This window comes from Pseudomonas sp. KB_15, from assembly GCF_052114525.1.
Classification (GTDB): Bacteria; Pseudomonadota; Gammaproteobacteria; order Pseudomonadales; family Pseudomonadaceae; genus Aquipseudomonas.
Window position 1 is genome coordinate 378,170 of the sequence record NZ_JBFREX010000003.1, and the last position, 16,716, is coordinate 394,885.

Annotated in this window: 14 protein-coding genes; 7 read left to right on the forward strand and 7 right to left on the reverse strand. The window is 61.2% G+C overall.

Annotation, left to right across the window (positions count from 1 at the left end; translation table 11 throughout):
• The first annotated feature begins 144 nt into the window (after positions 1-144).
• The gene (locus AB4Z35_RS05915; RefSeq protein WP_442096331.1) at positions 145-1,512 is read left to right on the forward strand and encodes a CYTH domain-containing protein; all 1,368 of its coding nucleotides are present in this window, start codon (positions 145-147) and stop codon (positions 1,510-1,512) included.
• 108 nt (positions 1,513-1,620) lie between these two features.
• Here AB4Z35_RS05915 and AB4Z35_RS05920 read toward each other — a convergent pair whose 3' ends face one another.
• Positions 1,621-2,085 carry an Lrp/AsnC family transcriptional regulator gene (locus AB4Z35_RS05920; protein ID WP_008015415.1) on the reverse strand — a complete coding sequence of 155 codons (465 nt, stop codon included), beginning with the start codon at positions 2,083-2,085 and terminating at the stop codon, positions 1,621-1,623.
• A 126-nt stretch (positions 2,086-2,211) separates the two neighbouring features.
• Here AB4Z35_RS05920 and AB4Z35_RS05925 point away from each other — a divergent pair, with 126 nt between their 5' ends.
• The 5 genes from AB4Z35_RS05925 (at position 2,212) to AB4Z35_RS05945 (ending at position 6,260) form a co-directional block, all read left to right on the forward strand.
• Entirely contained in the window at positions 2,212-2,550 is a 339-nt protein-coding gene (locus AB4Z35_RS05925; RefSeq protein ID WP_442096332.1) for a hypothetical protein, read from the forward strand.
• A gap of 90 nt (positions 2,551-2,640) precedes the next feature.
• Positions 2,641-4,425, forward strand: coding sequence for a GspE/PulE family protein (locus AB4Z35_RS05930; RefSeq protein WP_442096333.1), 1,785 nt, complete (start codon positions 2,641-2,643; stop codon positions 4,423-4,425).
• A gap of 70 nt (positions 4,426-4,495) precedes the next feature.
• The gene (locus AB4Z35_RS05935; RefSeq protein ID WP_442096334.1) at positions 4,496-5,416 is read left to right on the forward strand and encodes an SPFH domain-containing protein; all 921 of its coding nucleotides are present in this window, start codon (positions 4,496-4,498) and stop codon (positions 5,414-5,416) included.
• A gap of 8 nt (positions 5,417-5,424) precedes the next feature.
• The gene (locus AB4Z35_RS05940) at positions 5,425-5,874 is read left to right on the forward strand and encodes an NfeD family protein (RefSeq protein ID WP_442096335.1); all 450 of its coding nucleotides are present in this window, start codon (positions 5,425-5,427) and stop codon (positions 5,872-5,874) included.
• A gap of 68 nt (positions 5,875-5,942) precedes the next feature.
• Positions 5,943-6,260, forward strand: coding sequence for a DUF2388 domain-containing protein (locus AB4Z35_RS05945; RefSeq protein WP_108229709.1), 318 nt, complete (start codon positions 5,943-5,945; stop codon positions 6,258-6,260).
• A 196-nt stretch (positions 6,261-6,456) separates the two neighbouring features.
• Here the strand turns inward: AB4Z35_RS05945 and gcvP are convergent, their stop codons facing one another.
• Positions 6,457-9,330, reverse strand: coding sequence for an aminomethyl-transferring glycine dehydrogenase (gene gcvP / locus AB4Z35_RS05950; protein WP_008004735.1), 2,874 nt, complete (start codon positions 9,328-9,330; stop codon positions 6,457-6,459).
• A 153-nt stretch (positions 9,331-9,483) separates the two neighbouring features.
• Between gcvP and AB4Z35_RS05955 the strand changes: the two genes are divergently transcribed.
• A complete protein-coding gene (locus AB4Z35_RS05955) occupies positions 9,484-10,626 on the forward strand; it encodes a DegT/DnrJ/EryC1/StrS family aminotransferase (RefSeq protein ID WP_442096336.1) in 1,143 nt (380 codons plus the stop codon).
• Positions 10,627-10,679: 53 nt separating this feature from the next.
• Here the strand turns inward: AB4Z35_RS05955 and gcvH are convergent, their stop codons facing one another.
• From gcvH to AB4Z35_RS05980, 5 genes are all read right to left on the reverse strand, one after another.
• Positions 10,680-11,063 (reverse strand): glycine cleavage system protein GcvH, encoded by a 384-nt coding sequence (gene gcvH, locus AB4Z35_RS05960; protein ID WP_007982924.1) that lies wholly within the window; start codon positions 11,061-11,063, stop codon positions 10,680-10,682.
• Positions 11,064-11,112: 49 nt separating this feature from the next.
• Complete coding sequence (gene gcvT, locus AB4Z35_RS05965; RefSeq protein ID WP_442096337.1) at positions 11,113-12,195, reverse strand: glycine cleavage system aminomethyltransferase GcvT; 1,083 nt, start codon at positions 12,193-12,195, stop codon at positions 11,113-11,115.
• A 156-nt stretch (positions 12,196-12,351) separates the two neighbouring features.
• A complete protein-coding gene (locus AB4Z35_RS05970) occupies positions 12,352-13,968 on the reverse strand; it encodes an ABC transporter permease (protein ID WP_442096338.1) in 1,617 nt (538 codons plus the stop codon).
• Positions 13,969-14,172: 204 nt separating this feature from the next.
• Positions 14,173-15,177 (reverse strand): extracellular solute-binding protein, encoded by a 1,005-nt coding sequence (locus tag AB4Z35_RS05975; RefSeq protein WP_442096339.1) that lies wholly within the window; start codon positions 15,175-15,177, stop codon positions 14,173-14,175.
• 247 nt (positions 15,178-15,424) lie between these two features.
• Positions 15,425-16,642 carry a 2-octaprenyl-3-methyl-6-methoxy-1,4-benzoquinol hydroxylase gene (locus AB4Z35_RS05980; RefSeq protein WP_442096467.1) on the reverse strand — a complete coding sequence of 406 codons (1,218 nt, stop codon included), beginning with the start codon at positions 16,640-16,642 and terminating at the stop codon, positions 15,425-15,427.
• Between the last annotated feature and the right edge of the window lie 74 nt (positions 16,643-16,716).

Consider the following 16,716-nt stretch of genomic DNA (forward strand, 5'->3'; position numbering starts at 1 on the left):
CTCCCGAATTGAAGTCCATCATAGAACCAACCGGTGACAGGAATAAACCGTCGCGGCGCGGACTAACCTTGAGTCCTGTACACTGCACGACCTTGGCAGCCACACATTCCCCCGGCTGCGCTCCCGATCCTGGATTTTCCGGCCATGCAGAAAGAAACCGAAATCAAACTCCGCGTCAGCCGCGAAACCCTCGCCGCCCTGCGCGAGCACCCGTTACTGAAAAAACGCAACAAAAGTGGCTGGGAACGCCGTGAGTTGATGAACCAGTACTTCGACACCCCCGAGCGCGACCTCGCCCAGGCCAAAGTCGCCCTGCGCCTGCGCAAGGATGGCGACGAAGTGATCCAGACCCTCAAGACCCGTGGCCAGAGCGTCGCCGGTCTGTCGGTGCGTAACGAGTACGACTGGAACCTGCCCAAAGCCAAGCTCGACCTGAAGAAACTCGACGGCGAATGCTGGCCCGAGGAACTGGCCGAACTTGACAAGAAAACCCTGAAGCCGATCTTCACCACCGACTTCGTCCGCGAACGCGCGGAAATCGCCTGGGGTCGCGGCAAGACCAAAGTGGTCATCGAAGCCGCGCTGGACCTGGGTCACGTCGTGGTCGGCAAGCAGAAAGAAGAAATCTGTGAGCTGGAACTGGAACTGCGCGAAGGCGAGCCGGCCGCATTGCTGGAACTGGCCGCCGAGCTGGCCGAGAAACTGGCCCTGATGCCGTGTGACATCAGCAAGGCCGAGCGTGGTTATCGCCTGTACGACGCCCACAGCTATTCGTTGAGCCTGCCGGCGCCGCAGATCACTGCCGAAACACCGCTGGACGACGCGTTCGCCGCGCTGAGCTGGCATTTGCTGGGCAGCAGCCAGCGTCTGGCCGAACAGTATCGCTTCAACGGTCACTGGCGCCTGTTGCTGGACTGGGTCGAAAACCTCGCGGAAATGCGCGCCCTGATCAGCAGCCTCGGCCAGGCCGCACCGCGTCAGTCGACCCACGATCTGCGTGTCGCCCTCGATGCCTTGCTGGAAGACTGGCGCCCGCTGGTCCAGGCCGGCCTGGAAGACGAAGACGTGCGCAAAGCCGCGCCGGAGCAGTTCCTCGAAGAACTCGAAGACCCGCGCTGGGGCCTGTTCTCCCTGACCACCTCACGCTGGTTGCTGGCCCGCACCTGGGCCGCCGACCGCAACACCCGCGGCAATCGCCAGGGCGCTGCGCAACTGGGCAGCTGGTTGCCACGCCTGCTGGGCGAGGAAGCCACTTCGCTGCAATTGCAGCGTTATCAGCAACAGCCGGAAGACCTGGCCGAGCAACTGCCACGCATCGAACGCATCCAGGTCTGGCTGCACCATGCGCGTAACGTGCTGGAGATTCCGGAAATGGATCGCCTGTACGGCGAGCTGAACAAACTGGCGCAACTGGCCAACGAATCGATCACCGATGAAGTCCTGGATGCGCGCAAGCAGCAGGCGATTGCGGTGTATCAGAACCGTGCCTGGAAAATGCTGTTGCGCCTGTAATACCGCCTTCGCGAGCAAGCCCGCTCCCACAGGGGATTTGTGTCGATCACAGATCCAGTGTGGGAGCGGGCTTGCTCGCGAAGAGGCCCGCACATTCACCACAAAACATCAGACCGGCAAACTCGTCGTCGACTTGATCTCAGACAACGCCACGATCGAGTTGACCTCCTGAATCCCCGGCACCATCGACAGCTTCTCGAAGAAGAAGCGCTCGTAGGCCTCGATGTCCGCCGTGACAATCCGCAGCAAGAAATCCACCGCCCCCATCAGCACGTAACACTCCAGCACCTCCGGAAAGCCGCGAATCGCCTCGGTGAATTCGGTGAAGTTCGAACGCCCGTGGGCATTGAGTTTCACCTCCGCGAAGATCTGCGTATTCAGACCGATTTTCTTGCGGTCGAGCAAAGTTACCTGGCCGCGAATGATGCCCTCCTCCTTCATCCGCTGAATCCGCCGCCAGCACGGTGATTGCGAGAGACCCACCTGCTCGGCGATCTGCGCGCTGGAGAGCGAAGCGTCCTCTTGCAGCAAGGCCAGAATCTTGCGGTCGTAACTGTCCAGTTCACTTTGCATAAAAAAACCTTTGAATGATCAATCAGTGAATTGACTGATTCTACGTTTCTGCCATTTGGTCAATCATAGAGAAGAAATACCCGGCACAGGATGTAAAAATTTCTCCAGTGATTTTGGAGCCCGACCATGCCGTATCTCGAAGCCGTGAACACCCCGTCCACCCGCGCCGATGTCTGGAACATCAGCAACACCCACTGCCGGGTTCGCTATCAAATACTGGCCGAGGCAGAACCGGACCTGCTGTGCCGCGCCCTCAACCTGTTCGCCTTGCAATTGCTCACGCCGGAACAGCTCAACGTGCAGCACCAGGATGACTGGCTGGACATCGCGATCGTCATCGACGGTTTGAGCTGGCACCGCGCGCAAGTGATTGCGGAAAAACTTCGTAACCTGATCAGCGTCTGCTCGGTGGAGCTGCAAGAAGCTGATTCTGCGTGGGCCGAAGCAGCTCAAGCGGTGGGCTGAAAAACCCCGAAACGGCTTTGTCGGGTAGTGGCCCAACAGTCGGCCGGGCCACGGCTATCCTTTGCGGACTTTCGTTCAAAAGGAGCCCGCATGTCCGTACAACTCGCCCTTCAGGACCGCTGGCTGGATCTCAATGATGTGCTGCGCGAACTGGTCGCCCAGGGCTTTATCAGCCAGGATTCGGCCGAACACGCGCTCAATACCCGGCGCCGCAACGCCGCCCATGGCCAGATGCATCCACTGGAGTTCATCGCCAGCCAACAGCTGGACGACCTCAGCCGTCCCGGCAAACCGCTGGACCTCGAAAGCCTGACCCTGTGGCTATCCCGGCAGGCCGGCCAGCCTTACCTGCGCATCGATCCATTGAAAATCAACGTCGCGGCTGTAACACCGCTGATGTCCTATGCCTTCGCCCAGCGCCACAAAATTCTCGCGGTATCGATCGACCGTGAGGCGGTGACCGTGGCCAGCGCCCAGCCCTATGTCAGCGGCTGGGAGGCCGACCTGACCCACGTGCTCAAATTGCCGGTCAAGCGCGTGGTGGCCAACCCGGCGGACATCCAGCGCTTCAGCGTCGAATTCTTCCGCCTGGCCAAGTCGGTCACCGGGGCGAACAACGCCGACTCACAGGTCAGTACCCTCGGCAATTTCGAACAGCTGCTCAACCTCGGCGCCAGCGATCAGGAGCCGGACGCCAACGACGCACACATCGTCAACATCGTCGACTGGCTGTTCCAGTACGCGTTCCAGCAACGCGCCAGCGACATCCACATCGAACCCCGGCGCGAGCAAGGCACGGTGCGCTTTCGCATCGACGGCGTGCTGCACAACGTCTATCAATTCCCGCCCCAGGTCACCATGGCCATCGTCAGTCGCCTGAAAACCCTGGGGCGCATGAACGTCGCGGAGAAACGCAAACCCCAGGACGGCCGGGTGAAAACCAAGACCCCGGACGGCGGCGAAGTCGAACTGCGCTTGTCGACATTACCCACAGCCTTCGGCGAAAAAATGGTCATGCGGATCTTCGACCCGGAAGTATTGCTCAAGGACTTCGACCAGCTTGGTTTCTCCGCCGACGACCTGCGCCGCTGGCAGGACATGACCCGCCAGCCCCACGGCATCATTCTCGTCACCGGGCCGACGGGTTCGGGCAAGACCACTACCCTCTACACCACCCTGAAAAAACTGGCGACACCGGAGGTCAACCTCTGCACCATCGAAGACCCGATTGAAATGATCGAGCCGGCGTTCAACCAGATGCAGGTCCAGCACAACATCGACCTGACCTTCGCCGCCGGTGTGCGCGCGCTGATGCGGCAAGACCCGGACATCATCATGATCGGCGAGATCCGCGACCTCGAAACCGCGGAGATGGCGATCCAGGCTGCGCTTACCGGGCACCTGGTGCTGTCGACTCTGCACACCAACGATGCACCCAGTGCCATCAGCCGCCTGCTGGAGCTCGGCGTGCCGCACTACCTGATCAAGGCCACGGTGCTCGGCGTCATGGCCCAGCGACTGGTGCGAACCCTGTGCCCGCACTGCAAGGCACCGCTGACGCTGGGCGAAGACGACTGGCAAACCCTGACCCGTCCCTGGCAAGCACCGTTGCCGGCCAATGCCCAGCGTGCCACCGGTTGCGTGGAATGCCGCGACACCGGTTATCACGGTCGTGCCGGGGTCTACGAAATCATGCAGCTCAGCGACAGCATCAAAGCGCTGATCAGTCCCGACACCGATCTGCTGGCCGTGCGGCGGCAGGCATTCAAGGAAGGCATGCGCAGCCTGCGGCTGTCAGGAGCGCAAAAGGTCGCCGCCGGGATGACGACCATCGAGGAGGTTCTGCGAGTGACACCCCAGAGCGAGCAGAACTGAACCCCCGCTGTTCTATCCGGGACCGCTACACTCCAGCGAATGCAACTCCACACATCAACAAGGAATCGTTATGCAGATCGGTAGCGTGCTTTTGCTTTTTATCGGCCTGGTGGCCGCCATTCTGTTCATGGGTATCAAGGCCGTGCCCCAGGGCTTTGAATGGACCGTCGAGCGTTTCGGGCGCTACACCAACACGCTCAAGCCGGGGCTGAACGTCATCGTTCCGGTCATGGACCGCATCGGCCGCAAGATGAATGTGATGGAAAGCGTGCTGGATATTCCGCCGCAGGAAGTCATCACCGCCGACAACGCCACGGTGCAAATCGACGCGGTGTGTTTCTTCCAGGTGGTCAACACGGCCCAGGCGGCCTACGAGGTCAACAACCTCGAACACGCCATCCGCAACCTGCTGCAAACCAACATCCGTACGGTGCTCGGCTCGATGGAGCTCGACGCCATGCTCAGCCAGCGTGACGGGATCAACGAAAAACTGCTGCGCACCGTCGATGAAGCGACCGCGCCGTGGGGCATCAAGATCACCCGGATCGAGATCAAGGACATCAGCCCACCCGCCGACCTGATGGCGGCGATGTCGGGGCAGATGAAAGCCGAACGGATCAAGCGCGCACAGATCCTCGAAGCCGAAGGCCTGCGCGCCGCAGCGATCCTGACTGCCGAAGGCAAGAAGCAAGCGCAGATCCTCGAAGCCGAAGGCAGTCGTCAGGCCGCATTCCTGGAAGCCGAAGCCCGCGAGCGGCAAGCCGCGGCAGAAGCCCAGGCCACCAAAGTGGTGTCCGAAGCCATCGCCAGTGGCAACGTGCAAGCGGTCAACTACTTCGTGGCGCAGAAGTACATCGATGCGCTGGGCAAGTTGTCTTCGGCCAACAACAGCAAAGTGATCCTGATGCCGCTGGAGGCCAGTTCAATGATCGGCTCGGTGGGTGGCATTGGCGAAATCATCAAGGCCACTTTCGACAACAAGAAAGCCTGAGGCGCGCCATGTGGGCATTTTTGCAGCATCTTTCGTTCTGGGACTGGTTAGCGCTGGGCACGGTGCTGTTGATTCTTGAAGTGTTCGGCGCCGGCGGCTACCTGTTGTGGATCGGCATGGCGGCGGCAGCCGTGGGCGTCCTGACCTTCCTCTTGCCGGACCTGTCCTGGGAGTGGCAGTTTCTGTTGTTCGGCCTGCTGTCGATCGCCACCGCGTTGTACTGGTGGCGGCGTCAGCGCACGGCGACGCGTCCGAGCGATCAGCCACACCTGAATCTGCGTGGCCAGGAATTGATCGGCAAAACCTTCGTGGTGTATGAAGCGATTGTCGACGGTCGCGGCAAAATCAAGGTGGCCGACGGCGTGTGGATGGCCCGCGGGCCGGACACCGCCACTGGCAGCCGCGTGCGGGTGGTCGGCCAGCAAGGCGTGATCCTGCTGGTCGAAGCGGCGGAATAGGCAGCCATGGAACTCGATTGGGGGTTGGCAATCCAAGGGCGTAGTTAACCCAGTGGAGTCACCCTTTCATGCGTTTCAAGCTTGCTGTCGCTACCGTCGCTCTGTTGTCCCTGCCTGTCGGCTCGGCGATGGCCGATACTTTTTGGCGTAACGTTCTTACATCCGGCGCCACCACCGGTTCGAGCTATCTGACTTCCAAGGATCACAAGCTGATCGTCGCGGCCCAGGACGACGCCAGCAGCTTCGTCGCCAGTGACGGCGGCATCCGCGGTCCGTACCTGGAAGCGGCCATGCAGAAAGTCCGCGCCAACAACCCTGGCCTGCAAGCCACGGACATGGAACTGGCGAACGCGATCCTGGCGAAGAATGCCGTAGCTTCGGAATAACAATCGCGAACACCAAAATGCCGCTCACATGAGCGGCATTTTTTTGCCTTTTTCTTCCACAAATCCCATGTTCACTCCTACCCCTTTAGGAGCGAGCCTGCTCGCGCTTGCGGGGGATCAGTGAAATCTTCAGTCACTGTCACACCGCAATCGCGAGCAGGCTCGCTCCCACATGGGTTATGCGTTGCCTGGAAGATCAGCGGTAATCATCCACCGGCACACACGCACAAAACAGGTTCCGGTCCCCATACACATTGTCTACCCGGTTCACCACCGGCCAGTATTTGTGAGCCTTGGTGTGTGCGTCCGGTGTAACCGCTTGCTCGATGCTGTACGGCCGCTCCCACACGCCGGTGATATCGGCCAACGTATGCGGTGCACCTTTCAACGGGTTTTCTTCAGCTGGCCAATTACCGTTTTGCACCTCGTTGATTTCCGCGCGGATGCTCAGCATCGCCCCGATGAACCGGTCCAGTTCCGCCTTCGATTCACTTTCGGTCGGTTCGACCATCAGCGTCCCCGGCACGGGAAACGACATGGTCGGGGCATGGAAGCCGTAATCCATCAGGCGCTTGGCCACGTCCTCTTCGGTAATGCCAGTCAACGCCTTGAGCGGTCGCAGGTCGAGGATGCATTCGTGGGCCACCCGCTCGTTGCGCCCGGTATAAAGAACCGGGAAAGCACCGGACAAATGCCGCGCCAGGTAATTCGCGGCCAGGATCGCCACTTCGCTGGCGTCCGCCAGTTGCGGCCCCATCATCGCGATGTACATCCAGCTGATCGGCAAAATGCTTGCGCTGCCCCAGGGCGCTGCGCTGACGGCGCCATTTTGCGGATGCGGCCCGTCGATCGGTACCACCGGATGGTTGGCCACGAACGGCGCCAGATGCGCCCGAACACCAATCGGCCCCATGCCCGGCCCACCGCCACCATGGGGAATGCAGAAGGTCTTGTGCAGGTTCATGTGCGAGACATCGGCGCCAATATCGGCCGGCCGCGCCAGCCCGACCTGAGCGTTGAGGTTGGCGCCATCCATGTACACCTGACCGCCGTGCTGGTGGATCACTTCACAGATTTCGCTGATGCCTTCCTCATACACCCCATGGGTCGAAGGATAGGTCGCCATCAGGCAGGCGAGCTTGTCTGCGGCCTGCGCTGCTTTTTCCTTGAGATCGTCCAGGTCGACGTTGCCCGCCTCGTCACACTCGACGATCACCACACGCATCCCGGCCATCTGCGCCGATGCGGGATTGGTGCCATGAGCCGACGAAGGAATCAGGCAAATATCGCGGCCGCCCTGTTGCCGGCTCTCATGGTATTTGCGGATCGCCAGCAACCCGGCGTATTCGCCCTGGGCACCGGAGTTGGGTTGCATGCAGATCGCGTCGAAACCGGTGATCGCGCACAACCAGCGCTCCAGTTCTTCGATCATCAGCCCATAACCGGCGGCCTGCTCTTTGGGCACGAACGGATGCAGATTGGCGAACTGGGGCCAGGTAATCGGGATCATCTCGCTGGTGGCGTTGAGCTTCATGGTGCAGGAGCCCAGCGGGATCATCGATTGATTGAGCGCCAGGTCCTTGTTTTCCAGTTGCTTGAGGTAGCGCAGCATCTCGGTTTCGCTGTGATGGGCGCTGAACACGGGATGGCGCAGATAAGGCGAAGTTCGCGCCAGCCCTTCGGGAATTCCACCAGGCAAGACTTCGGCATCCAGGTCCTCGATACTGAGCCCGTGATCGGCCCCCAGAAACACGTCGAACAACTTCGCCACGGTAGCTTCGTCGCAGGCCTCGTCGAGGCTCAAGCCCAGTTGGCCGCGCCCGAGAATCCGCAGGTTGATCTGCGCGGCCCGGGCACTTTCGATGATGGCGGTCTGGGTTCCGCCGACTTCCAGCGTCAGGGTGTCGAAGAAGTGCCGGTTGACCCGGGTGATACCGTTTCGCTCGAGCCCGGCGGCGAGGATGCAGGTCAGCCGATGAACCCGCTGGGCGATCCGCTTGAGTCCTTCCGGGCCGTGGTAGACCGCATAGAAACTGGCGATATTGGCCAGCAGCACCTGGGCCGTGCAGATATTGGAGTTGGCCTTCTCCCGGCGGATATGTTGCTCGCGGGTTTGCAGGGCCATGCGCAGGGCGATGTTGCCCCGTGCATCTTTCGAAACCCCGATGATCCGCCCGGGAATCGCTCGCTTGTATTCATCGCGACTGGCAAAAAATGCCGCGTGAGGCCCGCCGTAGCCCATGGGCACGCCAAATCGCTGGGACGAGCCGAACACCACATCGGCGCCCAGTTCACCCGGCGGGGTCAGCAACAGCAGGCTCAGCAAATCCGTGGCGACACAGGCCAGGGCCTGTTGCGCGTGCAGGTGATCAATCAGCGGCCGCAAGTCATGGATTTCACCGTGGGTGTCAGGGTACTGCAGCAGCGCACCGAACACCTGGTGCTGCTTCAGGTTATCCACAGCATCGACGATCAGCTCGAAGCCGAAACCTTCAGCACGGGTCTGCACCACGGAAATGGTTTGCGGATGGCAGTTTTCGTCGACAAAGAACAGGTTGCTTTTGGACTTGGCGACCCGCTTGGCCAGGGCCATGGCTTCCGCCGCGGCGGTGGCTTCATCGAGCAGCGAGGCATTGGCCAGTTCCAGGCCGGTCAGGTCGATGGTCAGTTGCTGGAAGTTCAGCAGCGCCTCGAGCCGCCCTTGGGCGATCTCTGGCTGATAAGGTGTGTAAGCGGTGTACCAGCCGGGATTTTCCAGCACGTTACGCAGAATGACCGCCGGTGTGAGGGTGCCGTGGTAGCCCATGCCGATCAGGCTGGTCCAGACCTGATTCTGCTCGGCATAACCGCGCAGCTTGGCCAGCGCGGCCTCTTCATCGAGTGCCGGGGGCAGGTCCAGCGCCCGGTTGAGGCGAATGCCCGGGGGCACGGTTTGCTCGATCAATTCGACCCGGCTGCCAAGACCGAGGCTGTCGAGCATCGCCTGTTGCTCGGCGGTATCGGGTCCGAGGTGGCGGCGAAGAAAGGCATTGGGGTCGCGTAATTGGCTCAGGGACGGCAACTGGGACATGACGGGCTCTCTCTTGACTGGCGCTCAGCGTCGATGCAACACGGTCAAACCAGCATAGCAGTCGATATCCGCGTGGATGATGTGGCGCCTTCGACCAATCCCGATCATCATGCTCGACGCCTACCTAATGTCCGCTGATCGGTGACTGTATCCATGAGCCAACTGCCTTTCCTGCCGTTTTCCAAACCCACTATCGATGAAGCCACGATTGCCAGCGTCGGTGACGTATTGCGCTCTGGCTGGATTACCAGCGGCCCAAAGGTCCAGGCCTTCGAAGCGCAACTCTCCGAATATTTTGGCGGGCGCCCGGTGCGCACCTTCAATTCCGGCACCTGCACCATGGAAATCGCCTTGCGTATTGCCGGGGTCGGGCCGGGCGATGAAGTGATCACCACGCCGATTTCCTGGGTGGCCACCGCCAACGTCATCCTGGAAGTCGGCGCCACCCCGGTGTTTGCCGACATCGACCCGGTGACCCGCAATATCGATCTCGATCAACTGGAAGCGGCGATTACCCCCCGCACCAAAGCCATTATCCCGGTGTACCTCGCCGGGTTGCCCGTGGACATGACGCGTTTGTACGCCCTGGCGCAAAAGCACGGCCTGCGGATTGTCGAAGATGCGGCCCAGGCATTGGGCTCCAGCTGGAATGGCCAGCGCATTGGCTCGACCGGTGATTTCGTGTCCTTCAGTTTCCAGGCGAACAAAAACGTCACCTCATCCGAGGGCGGTTGCCTGGTGCTGAACACGGCCGAAGAAGTACGACTGGCGGAGAAATACCGGCTGCAGGGCGTTACCCGCAACGGCTTCGATGGCCTGGACGTCGACGTGCTGGGTGGCAAATTCAACATGACCGACGTCGCGGCGGCCATTGGCCTTGGGCAATTTGCTCATATCGAAGCCATTACCGCTCATCGCCGTGACCTGGCCCGACACTATTTCGCCTGCTTTGGCGAGGATTTCGAAGCGCAATACGGGGCGCAATTGCCTCCGGCGGATTTCACCCAAAGCAACTGGCATTTGTTCCAGCTGGTACTACCGGAACGCAAAGATGGCAAACCGGCACGGGCGACTTTCATGGAGCAGATGCAGGCATTGGGTGTCGGGATCGGCTATCACTACCCGCCGATTCACCTGTTGAGCCTTTACCGCGAGCGCGGTTTCAAGGAGGGCATGTTCCCGGTCGCTGAGCGGGTCGGCCGGCTGATTGTCTCGCTGCCGATGTTCACGGCGATGAGCAAAGCGGATGTCGAACGTTCGGTGGCTGCCGTGAAAGCGGTTTTGCGCGACGCCTGAACCTGCAATGAAAAAGCCCCGACGGATCGGGGCTTTGGGAGGTAACGCCAGGCTTACTCGCCGATGGCAGCCTTGTAGCCGGCGGCATCCAGCAGCTTTTCCAGATCGGCGGTGTTGCTTGGCTTGAGTTTGAAGATCCACGCGCCGTACGGGTCGCTGTTGAGCAGTTCCGGCGAAGCGCTCAGGTCTTCGTTGACCGCGATCACCTCACCGGCAATCGGGGAGTAGATATCAGAAGCGGCCTTGACCGATTCAACGACACCAGCCTGATCTTCAGCGGCAAACACATTGCCGACTTCAGTCAGCTCGACAAACACCACATCACCCAGCGCTTCCTGCGCGTGATCGCTGATGCCCACGGTGACGGTGCCATCGGCTTCCAGACGTGCCCATTCGTGACTTTCGGCAAAACGCAGGTCGGCAGGGATATCGCTCATGTTCTGTGTCCTCAGGAATATGGTCGGCGGGCATGCCCGCCAGAAAAGGTTAGATCAAGGTTTTGCCGTGGCGTACGAAGGTCGGTTTGACCACCCGAACCGGGTACCACTTGCCACGGATTTCCACTTCAGCGCGGTCGGCAGTTGCCATCGGCACGCGCGCCAGTGCAATCGACTTGCTTAGCGTAGGAGAGAAACTACCACTGGTGATCTCCCCTTCGCCAACATTGGCGATGCGGACCACCTGATGAGCGCGCAAAACCCCGCGTTCCTCAAGGACCAGACCGACCAGTTTGTGCTGTACGCCGGCAGCCTGCTCGGTTTCCAGCGCCTTGCGCCCGATGAACTGCCGGGTGGCAGGTGCCCAGGCAATGCTCCAGGCCATATTGGAGGCCAGCGGTGAAACATCCTGCTGGATGTCCTGGCCGTAAAGGTTCATGCCGGCTTCGACCCGCAAGGTATCCCGCGCGCCAAGGCCGATAGGAGAAATCCCGGCACCGACCAGATCGTTGAAAAAGCCTGGCGCCTGATCGGCCGGCAGAATGATTTCCAGGCCGTCTTCGCCGGTATAACCGGTGCGCGCGATGAACCAGTCACCGTCGGACAGGCCTTCGAAAGGCTTGAGAAGCTGAATCAGGTTGCCGCGGGACTGGGTGACCAGTTCGGCAATTTTTTGCCGGGCGTGAGGGCCCTGGATGGCCAGCATCGCCAACTCGGAACGTTCGCGAAGTTGCACGTCGAAACCGTCGAGACGGGCTTGCATCCAGGCCAAGTCCTGATCGCGGGTGGAGGCATTGACCACCAGGCGATAACCCTCATCGAGACGGTAGACGATCATATCGTCGACGATCCCACCCTGCTCGTTGAGCATGGCGCTGTACAACGCACGGCCAGGGCTGTGCAGGCGTTCGACGTCATTGGCCAGCAAATGCTGAAGCCAGGCTTTGGCCTGGGAGCCACAGACGTCGATTACGGTCATGTGGGACACATCAAAGACACCGCAATCGCGGCGCACCTGGTGGTGTTCCTCGACCTGCGATCCATAATGCAGAGGCATGTCCCAACCGCCAAAATCGACCATCTTCGCGCCGAGTGCGAGATGAAGGTCATACAGAGGCGTACGCTGTCCCATGGGTTTCTCCTTCCGGGCGTGGCGAAGGTGCGGACAAGCGCTGCACGGACTGAAGGCCTTGAAACAAAGGGCCTTTAGCCGATTTCAGCCACTTGGTCTGTCAGACGGACCGCACCGAATGCCGCGCATTGTAGCCGCAAGGTGTAGGACTGACACCTAGCTGTTTCGATGTGCCGAGCGCCGGATCAATCCGATGACCGGCAACAGCCCGACCAGCACCAGGGTCAATGCCGGCAAAGACGCCCTCGCCCATTCGCCTTCGCTGGTCATTTCAAAGATCCGCACCGCCAGTGTGTCCCAGCCAAACGGGCGCATCAGCAGGGTTGCGGGCATTTCCTTGAGCACGTCGACGAACACCAGCAGCGCAGCGCTCAACGTGCCGGGCAACAACAATGGTAGATACACTTTGAAAAACAGTCGTGGCCCACTGACGCCCAGGCTACGTGCCGCTTCGGGCAAAGATGGCCGTATACGCGCCAGGCTGTTTTCCAGTGGCCCGTAGGCCACGGCGATAAAGCGCACCAGATACGCCAGCAGCAACGCCGCCAGACTACCGAGCAGCAGCGGTTTGCCCGCGCCTCCGAGCCAGCTCGAGAGCGGGATGACCAGTTCACGATCCAGGTAACTGAACGCCAGCATGATCGACACCGCCAGCACCGAGCCCGGCAAGGCGTAACCCAGGTTGGCCAGACTGACCCCGGAGCGAATGACGCGGGTTGGCGCCAGTCGTCGGGCAAACGCCAGTAACAAGGCGACGCTGACGGTGATCAACGCCGCCATCGCCCCCAGGTACAAGGTATGAGCGATCAGCCCGGCGTAACGCTCATCAAGATCGAAACGCCCACGCTGCCAGAACCACACCATCAGTTGCAGCATTGGAATGACAAAGGCGCAGGCAAATACCAGTCCGCACCATGTCATGGCTGCCAGCGCCTTGACGCCTCGCAGGTGATACAGCGCCTTGACCCGTGGTCGCTCGTTACTCGCCCGGTTGGCTCCGCGAGCACGCCGTTCTCCGTACAACACGAGCATCACCACCAGCAGCAACAGGCTGGCCAGTTGCGCAGCGGAGGACAAGCTGAAAAAACCGTACCAGGTCTTGTAGATGGCCGTGGTGAAGGTATCGAAATTGAACACCGACACTGCGCCGAAATCTGCCAGGGTTTCCATCAGCGCCAATGCCACGCCCGCACCAATGGCTGGCCGCGCCATGGGCAGAGCCACCCGCCAGAACGCTTGCCAGGGCGATTGGCCAAGGACCCGCGCCGCTTCCATCAGGCCTTTGCCCTGAGCCAGGAATGCAGTGCGGGCCAACAGGTACACATAGGGATAGAAAACCAGCACCAGCACCACAATCACCCCGCCCGTGGAGCGCACGCGCGGCAGCCGCAGACCACTACCGAACCACTCGCGCAGCAGGGTTTGCACGGGGCCGGCGAAATCCAGCAGGCCGACAAACACGAACGCCAGCACATAGGCTGGAATCGCGAAGGGCAGCATCAATGCCCAGTCCAGCCAGCGCCTGCCGGGGAATTCACAGAGACTGGTCAGCCAGGCGAGGCTGACACCCAGCAGGGTGACACCCGCACCGACACCGAGCACCAGCGTCAGCGTGTTGCCCAGCAGGCGCGGCATCTGTGTGTCCCACAGGTGGGACCAGATCTGAGCGTCGATGGTTTGCCAGGAAAGCAGCAGGACGCTCAGGGGCAACAGGACCAGCGCAGCAATGGCGAAGACGACTGGATACCAGCGGCGTTGGGCGGGGTGGGCCACAGGCTTGGTTCTCTACTATTAATGGGTGAGATCGACACTGCAGGAGCGAGCTTGCTCGCGAAAAACGTCAACGATAACGCGGGGAGCCTGACGGTCCGCGGTGCCCTGACGTTCATCGCGAGCAAGCTCGCTCCTACAGAGTCAAAAGCACGGGGCACTCAAACAAAACGCCCCGCATAGGCGGGGCGCAGTATAACGGTCGACTCAGTTCCAGCCCGCCCGATCCATCATGCGGATTGCTTCAGCCTGGCGCTTGCCGGCAATTTCCACCGGCAAGGTATCGGCAATGAACTTGCCCCAGGCCGCCACTTCCTCAGAAGGTGCCACCGCCGGGTTGGCCGGGAACTCCTGGTTCACGTCGGCAAAAATTTTCTGCGCTTCAGGCGTGGTCATCCACTCGACCAGGGCCTTGGCCGCTTCCGGGTGCGGCGCGTGCTGGGTCAGGCCGATACCCGACAGGTTGACGTGTACACCACGGTCAGCCTGGTTCGGCCAGAACAGTTTCACCGGCAGGTCTGGCTTCTGCTTGTGCAGGCGGCCGTAGTAGTAGGTGTTGACGATACCGACGTCGCACTGGCCGGCATTGATCGCCTCCAGCACGGCGGTGTCGTCGGAAAACACGTCCGTGGACAGGTTCTTGACCCAGCCCTTGAGGATTTCCTCGGTCTTCTCGGCGCCGTGCACTTCGATCATGGTCGCGGTCAGGGACTGGTTATAGACCTTCTTCGCCGTGCGCAGGCACAGGCGGCCTTCCCATTGCTTGTCGGCCAGCGCTTCGTAGGTGGTCAGTTCACCCGGCTTCACCCGATCAGTGGAGTAGGCAATGGTCCGCGCCCGCAGGCTCAGGCCGGTCCAGGCATGAGAGGCTGCCCGGTATTGCAGCGGGATGTTGGCGTCGATGGTTTTCGAGGTGAACGGCTGGAGGATGCCCATCTGCTCGGCTTGCCAGAGGTTGCCGGCATCGACGGTGAGCAGCAGGTCGGCCGGCGTATTCGCGCCCTCGGCCTTGAGCCGCTGCATCAGTGGTGCTTCCTTGTCGGTGATGAACTTCACCTTCACGCCGGTCTTGGCGGTGTAGGCATCGAATACTGGCTTGATCAGCTCGTCGATACGCGAGGAGTAGACCACCACCTCGTCAGCGGCCTGGGCGGCGGTGCTGCCGATCAGGGTCAAGGCCAGTGCTGTCAGTAGACGCTTCGGTGCCAACATGGGAGCGGTCTCTCGATTGAAAAATGAGGCCAAATGATAAGGACTCACATTTGCCTTCTCAATCGAAGCTGGCTGTGGAGGAGTTACCGGATGTTGCACAGGCAGAAATTGGGGTGAATGTACCGCCGCCATCGCGAGCAGGCTCGCTCCCACAAGGATTTGTGGTGAACACAAAACTCCTGAACTCTGGAGATCCCCTGTGGGAGCGAGCCTGCTCGCGATGAGGCCGGCAGCCTCAACGAAAATCTCAAGGCTTGGCGAGTGCCGGCAAATCCCCGGTCAACCCCAGCGCCTCACGCACAAACAACGCCTTGGCCTCAGGCATCTTCTCAACCATTTTCAACCCGGTATTACGCAACCAGCGCACCGGTAACGGGTCCGCCTGGAACAACCGCTCAAAGCCTTCCATCGCCGCCATCAGCGCCAGATTGTGGGGCATGCGCCGACGCTCGTAACGGCTGAGGACTTTCACATCCGCCAGGCGTTCGCCACGGGTTGCCGCTTGCAGCAACACTTCGGCCAGCACGGCGGCATCGAGGAATCCGAGATTCACCCCCTGCCCGGCCAACGGGTGAATGGTGTGGGCGGCGTCGCCGATCAATGCCAGGCCTTCAGCCACATAACGCTTGGCATGCCGCTGGCGCAGGGGCACACACAGGCGCGGGTCGCAGCTGAGCACTTCACCGAGTCGCCCCTCGAAGGCGCGCTCCAGTTCCTTGCAGAAACCCTGGTCATCCATCGCCATCAGTCGTTCGGCTTCGCCGGGCGTGGTCGACCAGACGATCGAACACCAATCCTGTTGGCCGTCGCGCTCCAGCGGCAGAAACGCCAACGGACCGTTGTCGGTGAAGCGCTGCCAGGCCGTCATTTGATGCGGCTTGGCGCAACGCACGCTGGTGACGATGGCATGGTGCAGATAATCCCATTCGCGGGTCGCGACCCCGGCCAGGCGCCGCACGGCCGAGTTGGCGCCATCCGCCGCGATCACCAGCGGTGCACGCAAGGTTCGGCCATCGGCCAGGGTCAGCAGCCAGTCATCGCCGGAGTGGCGCATCTGTTCAAGCCGCGCATTGGCCAGCATTCCCAGGTCGCAGTCGTGCAAGCGGTCAAGCAAGGCATCCTGGACCACACGGTTTTCGACAATATGCCCCAGCACCTCGGCATGCACGCTGGTCGCCGAGAAGTGGATTTGCCCGGTGCCGCTGCCATCCCAGACCTGCATGTCGGTGTAGGGGCTGCTGCGCCGCCCGGCGATGCCGTCCCAGACGCCAAGGCGTTCGAGAATCCGCTGGCTGGCGGCCGACAAGGCACTCACCCGGGGTTCAAACGCGGCCTGAGCGTTGAAGGGTTTGACGCTCATGGGGCTGCCGTCCAGCAGCAGGACTTCCAGTCCGCTGTCCTGCAACGCCAGCGCCAGGGCGCTGCCGACCATTCCGGCCCCGACAATCAGCAGATCTGCGCGCATTTCCATGCTTTAAGCCTGTCTCTCTTGCGGCTTGAGCCGCACGTAAAGGGTTTTCCCGACCCGCGCCAAGGTGG